At 71.1% G+C, this 15,605-nt stretch carries 15 protein-coding genes; 9 read left to right on the forward strand and 6 right to left on the reverse strand.

Features of this window, described 5'->3' with window-relative positions; genetic code table 11:
• Nucleotides 1-10 precede the first annotated feature (10 nt).
• The 3 genes from E1J50_RS02280 to E1J50_RS02290 form a co-directional block, all read right to left on the reverse strand.
• Nucleotides 11-871 (reverse strand): NADP-dependent methylenetetrahydromethanopterin/methylenetetrahydrofolate dehydrogenase, encoded by an 861-nt coding sequence (locus tag E1J50_RS02280; RefSeq protein WP_132249995.1) that lies wholly within the window; start codon nucleotides 869-871, stop codon nucleotides 11-13.
• A gap of 250 nt (nucleotides 872-1,121) precedes the next feature.
• Nucleotides 1,122-2,066, reverse strand: coding sequence for a D-2-hydroxyacid dehydrogenase (locus E1J50_RS02285; RefSeq protein ID WP_132249997.1), 945 nt, complete (start codon nucleotides 2,064-2,066; stop codon nucleotides 1,122-1,124).
• A 108-nt stretch (nucleotides 2,067-2,174) separates the two neighbouring features.
• Nucleotides 2,175-3,383, reverse strand: coding sequence for an aminotransferase class V-fold PLP-dependent enzyme (locus E1J50_RS02290; protein ID WP_132249999.1), 1,209 nt, complete (start codon nucleotides 3,381-3,383; stop codon nucleotides 2,175-2,177).
• A gap of 468 nt (nucleotides 3,384-3,851) precedes the next feature.
• On the opposite strand from E1J50_RS02290, the gene E1J50_RS02295 reads away from it, so the two are divergent.
• The 4 genes from E1J50_RS02295 to E1J50_RS02310 all read left to right on the forward strand — a co-directional run bounded on the left by E1J50_RS02295 (nucleotide 3,852) and on the right by E1J50_RS02310 (nucleotide 6,706).
• Nucleotides 3,852-4,055 carry a hypothetical protein gene (locus E1J50_RS02295; RefSeq protein WP_132250001.1) on the forward strand — a complete coding sequence of 68 codons (204 nt, stop codon included), beginning with the start codon at nucleotides 3,852-3,854 and terminating at the stop codon, nucleotides 4,053-4,055.
• 129 nt (nucleotides 4,056-4,184) lie between these two features.
• A complete protein-coding gene (locus E1J50_RS02300; RefSeq protein WP_425374900.1) occupies nucleotides 4,185-4,964 on the forward strand; it encodes a UDP-2,3-diacylglucosamine diphosphatase in 780 nt (259 codons plus the stop codon).
• Entirely contained in the window at nucleotides 4,961-6,025 is a 1,065-nt protein-coding gene (locus E1J50_RS02305; RefSeq protein ID WP_132250005.1) for a glycosyltransferase family 4 protein, read from the forward strand. Before E1J50_RS02300 ends, E1J50_RS02305 begins: the two co-directional genes overlap by 4 nt.
• An 81-nt stretch (nucleotides 6,026-6,106) precedes the next feature.
• Entirely contained in the window at nucleotides 6,107-6,706 is a 600-nt protein-coding gene (locus tag E1J50_RS02310; RefSeq protein ID WP_132250007.1) for a ribonuclease HII, read from the forward strand.
• 5 nt (nucleotides 6,707-6,711) lie between these two features.
• On the opposite strand, the gene E1J50_RS02315 is transcribed toward E1J50_RS02310, so the two are convergent.
• The gene (locus E1J50_RS02315; protein WP_132250009.1) at nucleotides 6,712-7,818 is read right to left on the reverse strand and encodes a PA0069 family radical SAM protein; all 1,107 of its coding nucleotides are present in this window, start codon (nucleotides 7,816-7,818) and stop codon (nucleotides 6,712-6,714) included.
• Between the two features lie 177 nt (nucleotides 7,819-7,995).
• Here E1J50_RS02315 and E1J50_RS02320 point away from each other — a divergent pair, with 177 nt between their 5' ends.
• Nucleotides 7,996-8,517, forward strand: a complete 522-nt coding sequence (locus tag E1J50_RS02320) for a hypothetical protein (protein ID WP_132250010.1) — start codon at nucleotides 7,996-7,998, stop codon at nucleotides 8,515-8,517.
• Nucleotides 8,518-8,523: 6 nt separating this feature from the next.
• Here E1J50_RS02320 and moaB read toward each other — a convergent pair whose 3' ends face one another.
• Complete coding sequence (moaB, locus tag E1J50_RS02325; protein ID WP_132250011.1) at nucleotides 8,524-9,081, reverse strand: molybdenum cofactor biosynthesis protein B; 558 nt, start codon at nucleotides 9,079-9,081, stop codon at nucleotides 8,524-8,526.
• A 175-nt stretch (nucleotides 9,082-9,256) separates the two neighbouring features.
• Between moaB and E1J50_RS02330 the strand changes: the two genes are divergently transcribed.
• The 4 genes from E1J50_RS02330 to E1J50_RS02345 all read left to right on the forward strand — a co-directional run bounded on the left by E1J50_RS02330 (nucleotide 9,257) and on the right by E1J50_RS02345 (nucleotide 14,973).
• Complete coding sequence (locus tag E1J50_RS02330; protein WP_245516393.1) at nucleotides 9,257-11,293, forward strand: glycosyltransferase; 2,037 nt, start codon at nucleotides 9,257-9,259, stop codon at nucleotides 11,291-11,293.
• Complete coding sequence (locus tag E1J50_RS02335) at nucleotides 11,290-12,363, forward strand: glycosyltransferase (RefSeq protein WP_132250013.1); 1,074 nt, start codon at nucleotides 11,290-11,292, stop codon at nucleotides 12,361-12,363. The genes E1J50_RS02330 and E1J50_RS02335 overlap by 4 nt, the downstream gene beginning before the upstream one ends.
• A gap of 299 nt (nucleotides 12,364-12,662) precedes the next feature.
• A complete protein-coding gene (locus E1J50_RS02340) occupies nucleotides 12,663-14,159 on the forward strand; it encodes a GumC family protein (protein WP_132250015.1) in 1,497 nt (498 codons plus the stop codon).
• On the forward strand, nucleotides 14,152-14,973 hold the full coding sequence (locus E1J50_RS02345) for a WecB/TagA/CpsF family glycosyltransferase (protein WP_132250017.1): 822 nt from the start codon (nucleotides 14,152-14,154) through the stop codon (nucleotides 14,971-14,973). Before E1J50_RS02340 ends, E1J50_RS02345 begins: the two co-directional genes overlap by 8 nt.
• Before the next feature lie 22 nt (nucleotides 14,974-14,995).
• On the opposite strand, the gene E1J50_RS02350 is transcribed toward E1J50_RS02345, so the two are convergent.
• The gene (locus tag E1J50_RS02350; RefSeq protein ID WP_132250019.1) at nucleotides 14,996-15,568 is read right to left on the reverse strand and encodes an NUDIX domain-containing protein; all 573 of its coding nucleotides are present in this window, start codon (nucleotides 15,566-15,568) and stop codon (nucleotides 14,996-14,998) included.
• Between the last annotated feature and the right edge of the window lie 37 nt (nucleotides 15,569-15,605).

Here is a 15,605-nt window from a genome sequence, read left to right on the forward strand (position 1 = left end):
ACGCCTCCCCTCAGGCCATCTTCTTGGCGAGCGCGTAGATCTCCTCGGCATCGAGCACCTGCTCGGTGTTGTCGAAGAGCTGACCGACGCAGGCGCGGTGGAGCTTGAGCTTCAGCCCGCCGATGCCGAGGGCGCCGAACGACCGCTTGCCGTGGCGCTCCTTGCCCTTGTCCATGGCGTCGATGCCGCCGAAGCCGAGCGGCGGCTGGGCGTTGTAATCGGCCACGAACTCGATGCTCGCCTCGTCCTTCCAAGAGTCCTCGGGCAGGAGCTCGAGGCCGATGGCGCCGGCCGAGAACACGATGTTCTGGCCCTTCACGGCGCGGGCGCGGGAGCCGGCATCGGGCGTCTCGACGGCCGTGACCTTGACGTTGAAGCGCTTGTTGATCGCGTCCGCGGCGGCCTGGGCCTTGTCGAGGGAGCGGCCGGCCACGGTGACCTGCGCGCCCTCCTTGGCGAGGAGCGCGGCGGAGCGCATGCCGACCGGGCCCGTACCCGCGAGCACGATCGCCTTCTTGCCCTCCAGCGATCCGGCGGCCTTGGCGACGAGCGCGACGCCCGCGGCGGCCGTGGTGTTCGACCCGTTCGAGTCGAGCATGGTCGAGACGCGGAAGGGGCCGAAGAAACGCTTCTTGACCGCCTCGAGCACGGCCTCGCCGGCCGCCATGTTGCCGCCGCCGACGAAGATCGCGGTCGACTTCTTCTCAGAGCCGCCGCGGGTGTAGATCGTCCCGTCGACCAGGGCTCCCACGTTCTCGGGCGTCACGTTTCCGTAGCCCGTGATGTGATCGGCGCCGCCGTCATAGCCCACGACCGTGTCGAACACGCTCGGCACCGCGTCCGTGTCGAACAGGAAAAGCAGCTTCTTCATTGGTTGTCCCTTCGTCCGCGCGTCCCGGCGCGGTTCAGCGTTTCCCGAACGGGCGCAGGCGCCCGGTTTGGTCTCAACAAGGGTCAGACGAGCCCGCACGGCGTCCGTCTCACCCGCGCCTCATCCCGAGGCGCGGAGCGAATGCAAAGCCTCGATGAGGCATCCGGTCGTCGGCTCGATCCGGGATCTCCCCCGCGACGCCGCGGGGCGGCGTCTCAGGATGCGCTCTCCGGAAGGAGGGCCGGCTCGCTCAGGCCTCGACCACGTTCTGCGGCTTGCCCGCCACGAACGCCTCGACGTTGTCGACGAGCTGGTCGGCGAGGATCTGCATCGCCTGCTTGCTTGCCCAGGCCACGTGCGGGGTCACGATCAGGTTCGGCAGATCGGCGTCGCACAGGATGTTGCCGTTCTTGGGCGGCTCCTGTGCCACCACGTCGAAGCCCGCGCCCCCGATGGTGCCGTTCTTCAGGGCCTCCAGCAGGGCCTCCTCGTCGACGAGGCCGCCGCGGGCCGTGTTGATGAGGATGGCGCTGTTCTTCATCTTCTCGAGCTGCTCGCGCCCGATCATGTTCTTGGTGTCGGGCGTGAGCGGCACGTGCAGCGTGATCACGTCGGATTCCCGGAGGATCGTCTCGAAATCCACGAGGCCGTCCTGCGGGAAGACGTCGTAGGCGATGACCTTCATGCCGAGCGCCTCGGCGCGCTTGCCGATCGACTTGCCGAGCGCCCCGTAGCCGACGATGCCGAGCGTGGAGCCCGCGATGTCGTAGATCGGGTAGTCGAAGTAGCAGAACTGGGTCGACTTGTTCCAATCACCCCGGCGGACAGAGTTGGCGTAGGGCACGATCGCGCGGCGGAGCGCGAACATCAGCGCGATCACGTGCTCGGGAACCGTGTTGAACGCGTAATTGCGGATGTTCGAGACGGTGATGCCCTGGGCCTTGGCCTGGGCCTTGTCGACCACGTCCGTGCCGGTGGCCGCCACCGCGATCAGCTTCAGCTTCGGAAGCTGCTTCAGGACCTCGGCCCGCATGGGCACCTTGTTGATGAGCGCGATCTCCGCGTCCTTCAGGCGCTCGACGATCTCCTCCGGCGTCCAAGTCGACTCGTACTCGGTGTATTCGTGCGGGAACTTGAATTCGCGCACCTTGGCGTCGAGGGATTCGCGATCGAGGAAGACGATTTTCTGCGTCATGAGGAACCCCTTTCAGAACCGGCCGGCCGGCTTGGCGTGCGCGCGGCCTTCGTCCGTGTCTCACGCGGAAGCGGGGCCGGCGATGGCCGGCCCCGCCCGGATCGTCGCTCAGGCCTTCGAGAGGGGGTTCTCACGCAGGTAGCTCGACGCGGCGGCGACACCCGAGCCGGGAGTCACCTTGATGCCGTTGTCGAGCATCGCCATCTCGGCGCCCGCGATGGCGCCGAGCAGCGACAGCTCGTTCAGGTCGCCCACATGGCCGATGCGGAACACCTTGCCCGCCACTTCCGACAGACCCGCGCCGAGGGCGAGGTTGTAGCGGACATAGGCGTGCTTGATGATCTTGGCGGCATCCACGCCCTCCGGCACGACGATCGCCGTGACGGTGTCGGAGTTCCACTTGGGATCCTTGGCGCAGGTCTTGAGGCCCCAGGCCGCGACGGCCTGACGGGTCGCCTCGCCGAGCACGGCGTGCCGGTGGTAAACGTTCTCGAGACCTTCCTCGAACAGGCAGGCCAGCGCCTCGCGCAGGCCGTAGAGCAGCGGCAGCGGCGGGGTGTAGGGGAAGTAGCCGGTCGGGTTCGCCTTCCGCTGGTCGGCGTAGTCGAAATAGACCTTGGCGAGGCGGTCGTTCTTGCCCGCCTGGCTCTCCGCGGCCTGCAGGCCCTTCGGGCTGATGCAGGCGACGCCGAGGCCGGCCGGCAGCATCAGGCCCTTCTGGGAGCCGGCGATCGCCGCGTCGACCTTCCACTCGTCGGCCTTGAACGGCAGCGAGCCGATCGAGGAGACGCCGTCGACGAAGAGCAGCGCCGGATGGCCGGCCGCGTCGATCGCCTTGCGCACGGCGCCGATGTCGCTCGTGACGCCCGTGGCGGTCTCGTTGTGGACCACCATCACGGCCTTGATCTCGTGGTTCTTGTCGGCGCGCAGCGCCTCCTCGATCCGCTGCGGGTTGGCGCCCGTGCCCCAGGTCTCCTCCTGGACGATCACGTCGAGGCCGAGCCGCTGGGCCATGTCGATCCAGAGGTGGCTGAACTGGCCGAAGCGCGAGGACAGCACCTTGTCGCCGCGGGCGAGGGTGTTGCAGAGCGCGGATTCCCAGATGCCGGTGCCGCTCGCGGGGAACAGGAAGATGGTGCCGTCGGTGGAACCGAAGACCTTCTTGGTGTCCTCGAACAGGGGCTTCGTCAGCGAGGGGAAGTCCACCGAGCGGTGGTCCTCGGACTGGACCAACATCGCGCGCAGCACGCGGTCCGGGATGTTCGTCGGGCCCGGCACGAAGAGATGGTTACGACCCGGCCGTCTCGTTGCCGCCATGTTGTGTCCTCCGATTTCCTAAACTGCTGACCGGCCCGATGGCCGGCGCCAGAATGATGTCAGTGAGCCAGCGTCGCTCGTTGGTGGCCCGTGGATGCCGTGATCCGAGGGGGCAGGCCCCTCGACCGCGGGGGTCGTCGCGTGGCCGCGGATTCGTGAGCCCCTCGCGGAGCCCCCGTTCTCCGGGAGCCCTCCCCCTGGCCGCGACGGCGCAGCGGGAGTTCCGTGGGACGCTCTGAGACGATCCGGTCCTCGCGGACCCCGCCGCCTGGAATAGGGCAGGCCGTGTTCAGAGGCCATTCCATTCCGACAACGTCGTCCGCCCCAGGTCAGATCATGGTGCCGAGCGGAGCGGCGCGGCGGCGTGAACCGCCCGCGGTCGCGGCACGCGTCATGCCGGTCGCCTCCGATGGGCCGGGAGCCTCAATGCGTCGAGCCGGCCGCGCTTGCAAGCACTCCCGACGCGGTGTGGACACCTTCCTTCCTGCTACCGTTGATCCCATTGGCCGTTTCCGGCACCGGGCGAGCCCGGCGGTCTCCTTGGCCATGATTATGACCGGCTTCGCCAAGGAAGGAAAACTCAAAAAACTTGGGCATCCGTCCAAAAAATTTGTCGTGCACTGCAACGCAAGACTGCGTGATCGCCGCTTTTTCTTCGGCACCGCAACATGAGAACCTGGGGGGCGTCATCAAACTGATACGGGAATCCGGTTTGGCTCGAGCCGTGACAGCCGCCGGGAGACGCTCGTGGCCGAAGACACAGAGAAGGCGGTCCGCGTCCGGACGCTCTTCCTGTCCGACATGCATCTGGGCACGAAGGGCTGCCAGGCCGGCCTGCTGCTGGACTTCCTCAGGGATTACGACGCGGACGAGATCTATCTCGTCGGCGACATCGTCGACGGGTGGCAGCTGCGCTCGGGGTGGTACTGGCCGCAATCGCACAACGACGTGGTGCAGAAGCTCCTGCGCAAGGTCCGCAAGGGCTCGACCATCGTCTACGTGCCCGGCAACCACGACGAGTTCCTGCGCGACTACATCGGCACCACTTTCGGCGGCGTCGAGATCGCCGAGAGCCGGATCCACATTGCGGCGGACGGCAAGCGCTACCTCGTCATTCACGGCGACCAATTCGACATGGTGGTGCGCCACGCCAAGTGGCTGGCCTATCTCGGCGACGGAGCCTACGCGCTGGCGCTCTCGGTCAACACCGTCCTCAACAGGGTCCGCCGCCGGCTCGGGCTCGCCTACTGGTCGCTCTCGGCCTGGGCGAAGCTGAAGGTGAAGAACGCCGTGAACTTCATCGGCAAGTTCGAGGAGTTCCTCACGGCCGAGGCCCGCCGCGTCGGCGCCGACGGCGTGATCTGCGGCCATATCCACCACGCGGCGAACCGCGAGATCGAGGGCCTGCGCTACCTCAACACCGGCGACTGGGTGGAATCCTGCACGGCCATCGTCGAGCATTACGACGGGCGCATGGAGGTCCTGCACTATCCGAGCCTGCTTCGCGCCCGCGAGGCGCAGGCCGCTTCCGCGCATCATGCGCAGCAGGAGGTGGCGCCGGGCCGCCGGGCCGTCGCGTGAGGTTGCTCATCGCCACCGACGCCTGGCACCCGCAGGTCAACGGCGTCGTCCGCTCGCTGGAGCACATGGCGCGGGCGGGCCGCGACCTCGGCTACGATCCGGTCTTCCTGACGCACCGGGATTTTCCCTCGGTGCCGCTGCCGGGCTACCCGGAGATCCGCCTCGCCTACGCCGCGCGCGGCAGGCTCGAGGCGCGGATCTCCGAGATCGCGCCGTCCCACATCCACATCGCGACCGAGGGGACGGTGGGTTACGCCGCGCGGCGCTACTGCCTCGCGCAAGGACGCCCCTTCACCACGAGCTACCACACCCGCTTTCCCGAATACCTCGCCGCCCGGGCGCCGGTGCCGCAAGCCTGGAGCTATACGTGGCTGCGGCGCTTCCACGGGGCGGCGAGCGGGACCATGGTGAGCACGCCGTCGCTCGAACGCGAGTTGGCGGGCCGGGGCTTCGCGAACCTGATGCGCTGGACCCGGGGCGTCGACACCGACCTGTTCCGCCCGCAGGATTCGGACGCGCTCGATGGGCTTCCGCGCCCCCTCTTCCTGTTCGTCGGCCGGCTCGCGGTCGAGAAGAACGTCTCGGCCTTCCTCGGCCTCGACCTGCCGGGCACGAAGGTCGTCGTCGGCGATGGGCCCGACCGGGCACGCCTCGCGGCGCTGGCGCCCGAGGCCCGCTTCCTCGGGACGCGCACCGGCGCGGATCTGGCGCGGATCTATGCCGCGGCCGACGTCTTCGTGTTCCCCAGCCTCACCGACACGTTCGGGATCGTTCTCCTCGAGGCTCTGGCCTGCGGCCTGCCCGTAGCCGCCTATCCGGTCACGGGACCGATCGACGTCATCGGCGGGACGGGGGCCGGCATCCTCGACGCCGACCTTCGGCAGGCCGCGCTTGCGGCACTCACGATCCCGCGCCGGCGCTGCCGCGAGGAGGCCCTGCGCTACACCTGGGCCGAGAGCGCGCGCCAGTTCTACGGGAATGTCGAGGTCGCCCATCAGCGCGGCGCCCTCCGGCAGCGCGCGGCCCGAAATCCGGCCGCATCCATGGTGGAGCTCGGCTGAGAAAGGCGGCCGGAAGCGCGTGACGCGCGCGGCCGTTGATGCGAAGGGAGGGCCTCGCGATCCCCTCCCACGAGCCGCCCCATGCCTCCTTTCGACCCCGCGCGCGCGGCGGATTACCCCGCCGTCATCGGCTGCGACGAGGTCGGCCGCGGCGCGCTCTGCGGCCCGGTCGTCGTGGCCGCGGTCTGGTTCGATCCCACCGCCCTGCCGTCCGAGATCCTCGGTCGGCTCGACGACAGCAAGCGCTTGAAGCCGGTTCACCGCGAGGCCCTGGTGCCGCTGATCCGCGCTCATGCGCGCGTCGCCGTCGCGGCGGGCTCGCGCGCCCTCGTCGACCGCATCAACGTGCGGGCTGCGACCCTCGACGCGATGGCTCGAGCCGTGGCGCGGCTCGGCCTCGACGCGCCCGTGATGGTGGATGGGCGTGACGCGATTCCCGGTCTCGATGCCGAGTGCCGCGCCGTGATCGGCGGCGACAGGCTGGTCCCGCAGATCGCCGCCGCCTCGATCGTCGCCAAGTGCCTGCGCGACGGCCTGATGCGGGCGCTCGCCCGCCGCCACCCGGACTACGCCTGGGATCGGAATGTCGGCTACGGCACCGCCGCCCACCTCGACGGCCTCGCCCGGATCGGCCGCAGCCCGCACCACAGGCTCAGCTTCACGCGCTCTCTCGGCGTCTGACCCTCTCAGAACAGGCTGAGCTGCGCGCCCGGAGGCGAGAAGGCGTCGGCGTTGAGCGTGACGCGCTCGCCGGCAAAGCCGAGCCGCGCCTTGGCGAGGCGCATGCGCTGCGCGATCAGATCGGCGTAGGGCCCCTCCCCCACCATGCGCCGCCCGAAGGCGGCGTCGTAGACCTTGCCGCCGCGTGCCTGCCGGACGAGGGAGAAGACGTGCTGGGCCCGGCCGGGATAGTGCTCCGCGAACCAGTCGGAGACGAGGGCGTCGAGTTCGTGCGGCAGGCGCAGCAGCACGTGGTTCGCTTCGCCTGCGCCGCGAGCCCGCGCCTCGGCGAGGATGGCCTCGATCTCGTGGTCGTTGAGAGAGGGGATGACGGGCGCCACGATCACCATCACGGGGATGCCCATCGCGCTGAGCCGCTCGATTGCCTCGAGGCGCTTCAGCGGATGCGGAGCGCGGGGCTCCAGGCGGCGGGCGAGCGCGGGATCGAGGGTCGTGACGGAGACCGCGACCTTCACGAGGCGGTCCGCCGCCATCGCGGCCAGGATGTCGGCGTCGCGCACCACGAGGTTCGACTTCGTGACGATGCCGACCGGGTGCCGAAAGCGGGCAAGGACTTCGAGAACGCTTCGGGTGATCCGGTGCGTCCGCTCGATCGGCTGATAGGGGTCGGTGGCCGTGCCGAGCGCGATCGTGCGCGGGCTGTAGCCCGGCGCCGACAGTTCCCGCTCTAAGAGCTTCGCCGCGTCCGGCTTGGTGAAGAGGCGGGTCTCGAAGTCGAGCCCGGGCGACAGGCCGACATAGGCGTGGTTCGGCCGCGCGAAGCAGTAGATGCAGCCGTGCTCGCAGCCCCGATAGGGATTGATGGAGCGATCGAAGGGAATGTCGGGCGAGGCGTTGCGGGTGATGATGTGGCAGGCCCGCTCCGGCAGGACCTCGGTGCGCAGTCGCGCCGTCTCGGAGGGGCCCCAGCCGTCGTCGAAGATCTCGCGGCCCGACCGCTCGAAGCGCCCGGACGGGTTGGCGGTGGCACCCCGGCCGCGCCGGGCGGGCGCCTCGACGCCCGTGTCGGAAAGACGCCGCTGCGACTCGCCGTCCGGCAGGTGCTTGGTCATGCGATGGTATTCCGGACCGCCTCTTCGCTTGGGGACTAGAACATAAAGCGAACATGAGCGAGTCCGCCTGCATCAATTTCGAGCATTTCCGGTGCATTTCCCTCAGGTGCGCGGTCGGGGCTGATCCTGCGCTGCCTTGGCCTGTCGCTTTCGCGTGAAAATGGTCTATGGGCGCGCATGATCTCCGCCCTGACCTACGTGGCCCGACCGGCAGATCCGGACGCGATCGATCGCCTCGCGGACACCCTCGCCGCCCTCGTCACCGGGGTGGCGGCGGGGCTGATCGGCGATGCGGTGATCGTCGTGCCCGTGCCGAACGAGCCCGTCGCGACGGTCGCCGAGGCGACGGGCGCCGCCCTCGTGGTGCGGCCGCGGGGCGCCTCGCCCTGGGCCGCGGGCGCGAAGGCGGCCCGGCGGGAATGGGTTCTGTGCCTTGAGGCGGGGGACGTTCCGGCCGAGGGCTGGATCCGCGCCCTCGACCGCTTCGTGAACACGGCGCGGCCCGACGTGGCCCTGGCACGGCTACGGCGCCCGCACGCGAACCTGCCGGCCCGCCTCGCGACGAAGGGCGAGCGCGTGCTCGGCGTCAGCGCCCCGCGCCCGGGCGACCTGGTGCGCCGCGAGCGCCTCGTGGCAGGCCCGAGCTTCACCCCGCGCCTGAAGCCGCGCCTCCTCGCGGCGCGCCTCGAACGGGCCTGATCCGCCTCAGACGGTCACGGACGCGCCGCGGCGCAGGTGCTCGTCGAGGCGGGGCATGATCTCGACGAAGTTGCAGGGCCGATGCCGATAGTCGAGCTGCTGAGCGAGAATGCCGTCCCAGGCATCCTTGCAGGCACCGGGCGATCCCGGGAGCACGAAGACGTAGGTGGCGTTGACGACGCCTGCAGTTGCCCGCGACTGCAGGGTCGAGGTGCCGATCTTGTCGTAGGAGATCCGGTGGAACACCGCCGAGAACCCGTCCATGCGCTTCTCGAACAGGGGCTCTAGGGCCTCGGGCGTCACGTCGCGGCCCGTGAAGCCGGTTCCGCCGGTGGTGATGACGACGTCGATGCCGGGATCGCGCGACCACGCCTCCACCTGCCCGCGGATCGCGGCCACCTCATCGGGCACGATGGCGCGCGCCGCGAGCCCGTGGCCGGCCGCCGCGAGGCGCTGGACGAGGGTGTCGCCCGAGCGGTCGTCCTCGGGGCGGCGCGTGTCCGAGACCGTGAGCACGGCGATCGAGAGGGGTATGAAGCTGCGCGAGGCGTCGGAGGCAGGCATGGGGCGGGCTCGCAGGAGGGCCGGGCTTCGGGGCGGGAACGCTTCCCCGGACCGGGCCATGAGATAGGCCCGGCGGCCGGCCCTGGAAAGCGGCCCGGCGGAAAGGGCTTCGTCAACCTCTGCAGGCCAGGATGAAGGCTCCTCGACCCGTGACGCAGCCCGCCCGGCGACACCCGTGAAGCGCTCCTTCGACGACCCGAGTGACGGCGTGCCCGAGGCTGCGCCCCCAGGCGGCGGGGGCCGGCCAGCCCACGGCATCGCGGGCTGGCCGGGACAGGGCCAGCGCGGGGCGGACGCACGGCCGGACAGCCTTCCGGACGGACGGCCCTGGCCGCGCCTGCGCATCGTCACGGTCTCGGACGGCACGGAGGAAGGGCTCGCGGACACGCTGGCCTCGGTGCTGGCTCAGGGCTACCCGGAGGCGCGCCACGACGTCCTGCCCCCGGCCACGCTCGCGGACGGCGCCTTCCCCGATGCCGGCGCGGCGGACCACGTCCTGATCCTGCGCGCGGGCGACATGTTGGCTCCCGGCGCCCTCACGGCCCTCGCCCTCGAAGCGGCGCTGACGGGAGCGGCGGCCGTGGCTGGCCTGCGGGTGCTTTACGACGCGGCCGTGACGGGCCTCGACGCGCCGTCCCTCGACGCAGGCTTCGAGGACGATGGCGATCCGCAATCCGGCGGCGAGATCCTGTTCGCAAGCTCGGCCTTCGATGGGAGGCCGACTCGCCCGGCCGAACTCTGGGCCCGTCTCGCGGCGATGGGGGCGCCGCTCGTCCGGATCGGTCGGCCCGTCCTCCTCCAGCGTGATTCGGCCGCGCCCGAGCCGATCGAGGGCCTATCGATCGTGTCGCTGACCGGAGCGGGGCACCGGGGCGGCGCCGGCATTGCCCAGCGCCGCCTCGGCGAGGCGCTCCGGCTCTCGGGCCACCGCGTGGCGCAGATGGCCCTGACAGATGAGTCGCCCCCCGCAGCGGCCGAGTGGACCGACGCCTTCCCGGGCACGGAGGCGACGATCCGCCAGTTAGGCCCGGACCTCGTCATCGCCGGCAACCTGCATGGCGCGACGCGCAGCCTCGACATCCTCGGACGCCTCGGCGCCACGGCGCGGACCGCCCTCGTCCTGCACGACCTGTTCCCCCTCACCGGGCGCTGCGCCTACCCGAAGGGCTGCACCCGCATCGCGGTGGGCTGCGACGCGGCCTGTCCCACCCCCGACGAGTATCCGCAACTCCGCCGGAACCGCATTCCCGGACTGCACGTCCGCAAGCGCTCGGTCCTCGGCGCACCGGGCGGTCCGCTCCTCCTCGCCAATTCCCGGTGGACGGCCGAGCGGGCGCGGGACTACGCCCCGCCCGCGACCCGCGTCGCGCAGATCGCCCTGGCCTTCCCGACCGGGGTCTTCGCGCCCGGCGACCGGGCGGCCCTGCGGCGCCGGCTGGGGCTGCCCGCCGACGATGTGCTGGTGATGTTCTCCGCGGTCATCGTCGACGCGCCGGACAAGGGGGTGGCCGACCTCGTCGACGCCCTGCGCCGCGTGGCGCGGCCGGGGATCGGCTTCGTCGCCGTCGGCCGGCTCGACGATCCGGCGCGGCTCGGCCTGCCGAACCTGCACGCGCCGGGTCCGATCGGCGAGGAGGCCGAGCTCGCGGCCTGGTACGGGGCCTGCGACCTCCACGTCACGGCGAGCCGGCTGGAGACGCTGGGCCAGACGCCGATCGAGGCGGGCCTGTGCGGCACGCCGACCCTCGCCTACCGCGCGACGGGGCTGACCACGGCCGTCATCGACGGCGTCACCGGACGGCTCGTGCCGGAGGTTCCGGGCGCCCTCGCAGCGGCCCTGGACGAGCTCGTCTCGGACGGGGCGGCGCGGCGGCGGCTCGGTGCCTTCGCCCGCATCGCCCTCGAGAACCGCTTCAGCTACGCCGCCGCCTCCATGTCGATCGAGGCCGCGCTCGCGACGTCGGGCATCCTGCCCCGGCGGACAGGCCGCCCGCGCTTCGCCCCCGAGATGCTCGCCCGGTTTGATCTGGCGGCCGACCGGCACGGCGGCGAGGGCGGCACCGTCGATGCGCCCTCCCCGCCGCTGGTCCGGCGGCTCCGGCAGGCGAAGCACGCACTCCTCGGCCGCAACCTTCCCTTCTGGGCGCGCCGCAGCCTCTACCTCGCCACGCGCCTGCGCGGCGCCCTGCGCCGAAGGGGAATCAACGCGTGAGCCGGCGCATCTACATCGACCAGACGCACCTGCGGGGCCACGTCACGGGCATCGAGCGGGTCGCCCGCGACCTGTTCGCCCCGGAGCAGCTCGCCCCGCACGATGTCCGCCTCCTGCGGAGCCGCGGCCTGCCCGCGATGATCGCCGCCCAGCAGATCGGCCTTCCCCTGCGCGGCCTGCGGGATCGAGACGCGCTGTTCGTCTTCCCGGGCTTCCCCCCCGGCCCGCTCTGCGCGGCGCTCGGGGATCGCTGCATCCTCTACGTGCACGACACTTTCCTGCTGACCCGGCCGGAGGACCTGAGCTGGAAGAGCCGGCTCTACATGGCGCCGAGCTTCGGCCTCGCCATGCGCTACGGCCGGCGCTTCCTCGTGAATTCCCGGACCACGGGCCGCGAGTTGCGCCGGCTCTGCCGGCCGGACGCCCTCGTCGCGCTGCTGCGGCCGGCGGTCGGCGACGTGTTCGGCCTCGCCGGCCTGCCGGCCGGGCGCCCCGCGCCCGCCCCCGGCGAGCCGCTGCGCCTCCTCGCGATCGGCACGATCGAGCCGCGCAAGGACTACCCGGCCGCCATCGCCATCGTCGGCGCCCTCAACCGGATGGGCGTGCCGGCCGAACTCCACGTCGTCGGGCGGGTCGGCTGGGGTCGGCATGCCTTCCTCGACGATCCGCCCGCCTTCCTGACCCTCCACGGCTACGTGGACGATGCCGGCCTGCGCCGCCTCGTCGAGAGGAGCCATCTGCTGATCTCGACCTCGAAGGCCGAAGGGCTCGGCCTGCCCCTCCTCGAGGTGCAGCACGGGGGCCTGCCCGTCGCTGCGCCTGAGGGACCGGTCTTCGCCGAGGTCCTCGGGGCCTCCGGCCTGTTCCTCCGGCCCGACGACCCCGAGGGCTCGGCCTCGGCGCTCGCCGCCTGGGCACGCGGCGGCCGCCTCGCCGCGGCGGCGGACGCGGCGCGCGGGAACGTGTCGGCCTGGAATGCGGCCGCGCGAGCGGACGCCGCCCGCTTCAGCGATTTTCTCGCGCGCGGGGTGGCAGCCTACGCGGAAAGCGGCACCGTTGCGACAACGTGAAGCTGTGCGAGCCTCTTTCGAGGACATTCATACGATCAGGAGTGGCAGGCGTGTTAATCTTAACCGCTGGTAACTGCCGGTGATCTCGGGTTTGCACCGCGACGACTCGCGCGGCGCAAGACATCCTTGCCGCGAAATGGTCTATCTCTTCGGCATGACGGTTGCGATTGGTTGATCGTTCGTCACCGTCAGCGGGAACGTCGTGCCGATTCGGCACGGAGCGACCGCGAGGCGGGTCCGACGGGGCCAAGCGTTCGCCCGGAAAGTTCCGGGACCGGACAGGTCAGGGGACGAGGCAGATGTTCGACTTCGCGACACCGATCCGCGGCGAGCCGGTTCAGATGGTCATGCAGCAACCGGAATCCGACCAGCCGAGCCTGCGCACGATCCTGCGGCGGCTCTGGAATGGGCTGAGCTTCGTCCTGCTCGGCGGCCTGTTCATGCTGGCCGTGGCGGTCGCCGCGATGGGCCTCCTGACCCCGACCTACACCTCGACGATCCAGATCCTGATCGATCCCTCCGACCTTCGGCTGGTCGAGAACGAGATCAGCACGCGCACGCCCCAGGCGGATGCCGGCGTCTCGATCGCCGAGAGCCAGGTGCGGGTGATCCAGTCGGACAATGTCCTGCGCCGGGCCATCGCCAAGGTCGGGCTCGCCGAGGACGACGAGTTCGTGAAGCCCGATTCGGACAACCCGCTTGTGGTCGGCCTGAAGCGGGCCCTCGGCATGGTACCACCGCCCGCGAGCCGCGACCCCGTGAACCTCGCCCTCGACACCCTCCGCCTCAAGCTGACCGTGCGTCGGGCCGAGCGCACCTTCGTCATCGAGGTCTCGGTCCAGTCCCGCGACCCGGAGAAGGCAGCCCGAATCGCCAACGCCATTGGCGAAGCCTATTTCGCGGAAGAGGCCGGAGCCCGCACCGAGGCCGCCCGGCGCGCCTCCGACTCGCTCTCCGCACGGCTCAACGCCCTGCGCCAGGACGTCGAGGCGGCGGAAGGCAAGGTGGTGCGCTACCGGGAAGACAATCGCCTCGTCGCCTCGTCCGGCCGTCTCCTCACCGACCAGCAGCTCGGCGACCTCAACCAGCAGCTCGTGACCGCCTCGATCAAGACCGCCGAAGCCCGCTCGCGCCTCGACCAAGCGAAGAAGATGAAAGTCGGCGACGCCGGCACGGCGCTCCCCGAGATGCTGCAATCGCTCGAGATGCAGGCGCTGCGGCAGCAATATGCCACGCTCTCGCGCAACACCGCGGAGCTTGCGACCCGCCTCGGCGAGCGGCACCCGGCCATGGCCGAGCAATACGCCCAGCAGCGCGATCTCCAGCGCCTGATCCAGCGGGAAAAGGAGCGGATCATCGAGACGACGCAGAAGGATTTCGACCGGGCCGCCGCGAGCGAGGCCGCCATCCAGAAGAACCTCGACCGGGTGAAGACCGAGAATGCGGCCAGCGACCGCGCCAATGTCGGCCTGCGCGAGTTGGAGCGCTCGCTCGAATCCCGCCGCGGCATCTACGAAACCTTCCTGCGCCGCTCCCGCGAGGCGAGCGAGCAGGAGCGGCTCAACAACACCAACGTGCGGGTCATCTCCCCGGCGACGCCCGCCCGCGAGCGCACCTGGCCGCCCTCGCCGAAGGTGGTGCTGCCGGTGGCGCTGATGCTCGGCCTGCTGCTCGGCGCCGCCATCGCCCTCGCCCTTGGTGCCGACCGCGACCGCAGGCAGGCGCAGCGCCGGACCGTGCAGGTTCCTCCGCCGGCGCCGGCTCCCGCCCGCAGCTTTCGGGCGGCCGATGCCTGAGGCGGAGCGCCCACATCCGGCGGCCGAGCCGCCAGCCGGGGCGCCGTCGAGAAGCCTGCGCCTCTTCGGCCTCGACTTCTCGACCGCCGGCCCGGCGCAGATCCTCTCGGACGTCGCCGCCCGGCCCGGCAATGGGCCTCGTCTCGTGGTGACGGCCAATGTCGACCACATCGTGCAGCTCTCGGAGAACGCGGCCTTCCGGGCAGCCTACGAGAGCGCGGCGGCACGCACTCTCGACGGCATGCCGCTGGTCTGGTTCTCGCGGCTCCTCGGGCAGCCGGGGGGCCGGCGCGTGACGGGGCACGACCTCCTGGCCAGCGCTCTGTCCGGTATCCCCGACCCGGCCGCGCGCATCTTCCTCGTCTGTCCCACCGCCCTCGCGGGTGATCGGCTGCGCGCGCGCCTCGCCCGGGCCGGCTGCGCGCCGGACGCGGTCGCGCTCGCCGTGCCGCCCTTCGGCTTCGAGGAGGATGCGGGCTACGGGCAACGCCTCGCCGAGGCGGTGCGCGCCCACGGCACCACGCTGCTCGTGATGGGCGTCGGCGCGCCGAAATCGGAAATTTGGGTTCACCGCCAGGGCGCTGCCCTCGGGGCTCCCGTTGTGCTGGCGGTGGGGGATGCGGTGAGCGTGGCGGCGGGGCTCGTCCCACGGGCGCCGCTCCTGATGCAGCGGACCGGCTTCGAGTGGCTGTTCCGCTTCCTGCACGCGCCGCAGCGGCTCTTCGGCCGCTATTTCGTGCGGTCCTGGCGCTTCCTTCGGATCGCCGCGCAGGACGCCGGCGCCTCGGGCAAGGCCGAGACGCGGCGGGCGTGAAATCCGGTCGGCACGGGGCCGGTCAGCGCGCGGCGAACAGGTCCGGACGGCGCAGGCGCAGGGCCTGGACGAGGACGAGGGTCTTCATGTCGGCGATCTCCCCGCGCTCGCTCATCGCGGCGAGGTCCGCGAGCGGGACCTCGTGCACCGTGATGGCCTCGTGCTCCTCGGCGAGCCCTCCGCCGGGTCCGGAGCGGTCGGCAGCCGTGAAGGCGCCGAGGAACAGGTCCATCTGCTCCGTCGAGATGCCCGGCATGCTCCAGCCGCGCACCACCCATTCCAGCGGCCCGAGCCTGATCCCCGCCTCCTCGTAGACCTCGCGGCGCGCGCCCTCCTCGGCCTCGGCCTCGTCGAGAAGGCCGGCCGGAGCCTCCCAGACTTCCGCCGTCCCGTCGGCGTAGAAGGCCGGGGCGCGGAACTGCGAGATCAGAACGGCGATCCGACGCTCGGGATCGTAGGGCAGCACGGCGACGGCGCGGCCGTGATCCTCGATCTCGCGCTTGATCGGCGTGCCGTCGGTCATCGTCACCTCGGCGACGAGGAAGCGGCTCCAGCCGTCGTGGACCGTCCGGGTGCCGCGGATGATGGGTGCCATGCGAGAATCCCCGAGCCCGCCGCGGCGGATTGTTGCC

The sequence above is a fragment of the Methylobacterium segetis genome (assembly GCF_004348265.1).
Lineage (GTDB): Bacteria > Pseudomonadota > Alphaproteobacteria > Rhizobiales > Beijerinckiaceae > Methylobacterium > Methylobacterium segetis.

Bases quoted from the DNA above. Each gene is read 5' to 3' on its own strand.
- E1J50_RS02315 (WP_132250009.1), bottom strand. From the start codon at position 7,818: ATGACCAAGCACCTGCCGGACGGCGAGTCGCAGCGGCGTCTTTCCGAC.
- E1J50_RS02345 (WP_132250017.1), top strand. From the start codon at position 14,152: ATGCCTGAGGCGGAGCGCCCACATCCGGCGGCCGAGCCGCCAGCCGGG.
- E1J50_RS02320 (WP_132250010.1), top strand. From the start codon at position 7,996: ATGATCTCCGCCCTGACCTACGTGGCCCGACCGGCAGATCCGGACGCG.
- E1J50_RS02300 (WP_425374900.1), top strand. From the start codon at position 4,185: ATGCATCTGGGCACGAAGGGCTGCCAGGCCGGCCTGCTGCTGGACTTC.
- E1J50_RS02285 (WP_132249997.1), bottom strand. From the start codon at position 2,066: ATGACGCAGAAAATCGTCTTCCTCGATCGCGAATCCCTCGACGCCAAG.
- E1J50_RS02280 (WP_132249995.1), bottom strand. From the start codon at position 871: ATGAAGAAGCTGCTTTTCCTGTTCGACACGGACGCGGTGCCGAGCGTG.
- E1J50_RS02310 (WP_132250007.1), top strand. From the start codon at position 6,107: ATGCCTCCTTTCGACCCCGCGCGCGCGGCGGATTACCCCGCCGTCATC.
- E1J50_RS02350 (WP_132250019.1), bottom strand. From the start codon at position 15,568: ATGGCACCCATCATCCGCGGCACCCGGACGGTCCACGACGGCTGGAGC.
- moaB (WP_132250011.1), bottom strand. From the start codon at position 9,081: ATGCCTGCCTCCGACGCCTCGCGCAGCTTCATACCCCTCTCGATCGCC.
- E1J50_RS02340 (WP_132250015.1), top strand. From the start codon at position 12,663: ATGTTCGACTTCGCGACACCGATCCGCGGCGAGCCGGTTCAGATGGTC.
- E1J50_RS02290 (WP_132249999.1), bottom strand. From the start codon at position 3,383: ATGGCGGCAACGAGACGGCCGGGTCGTAACCATCTCTTCGTGCCGGGC.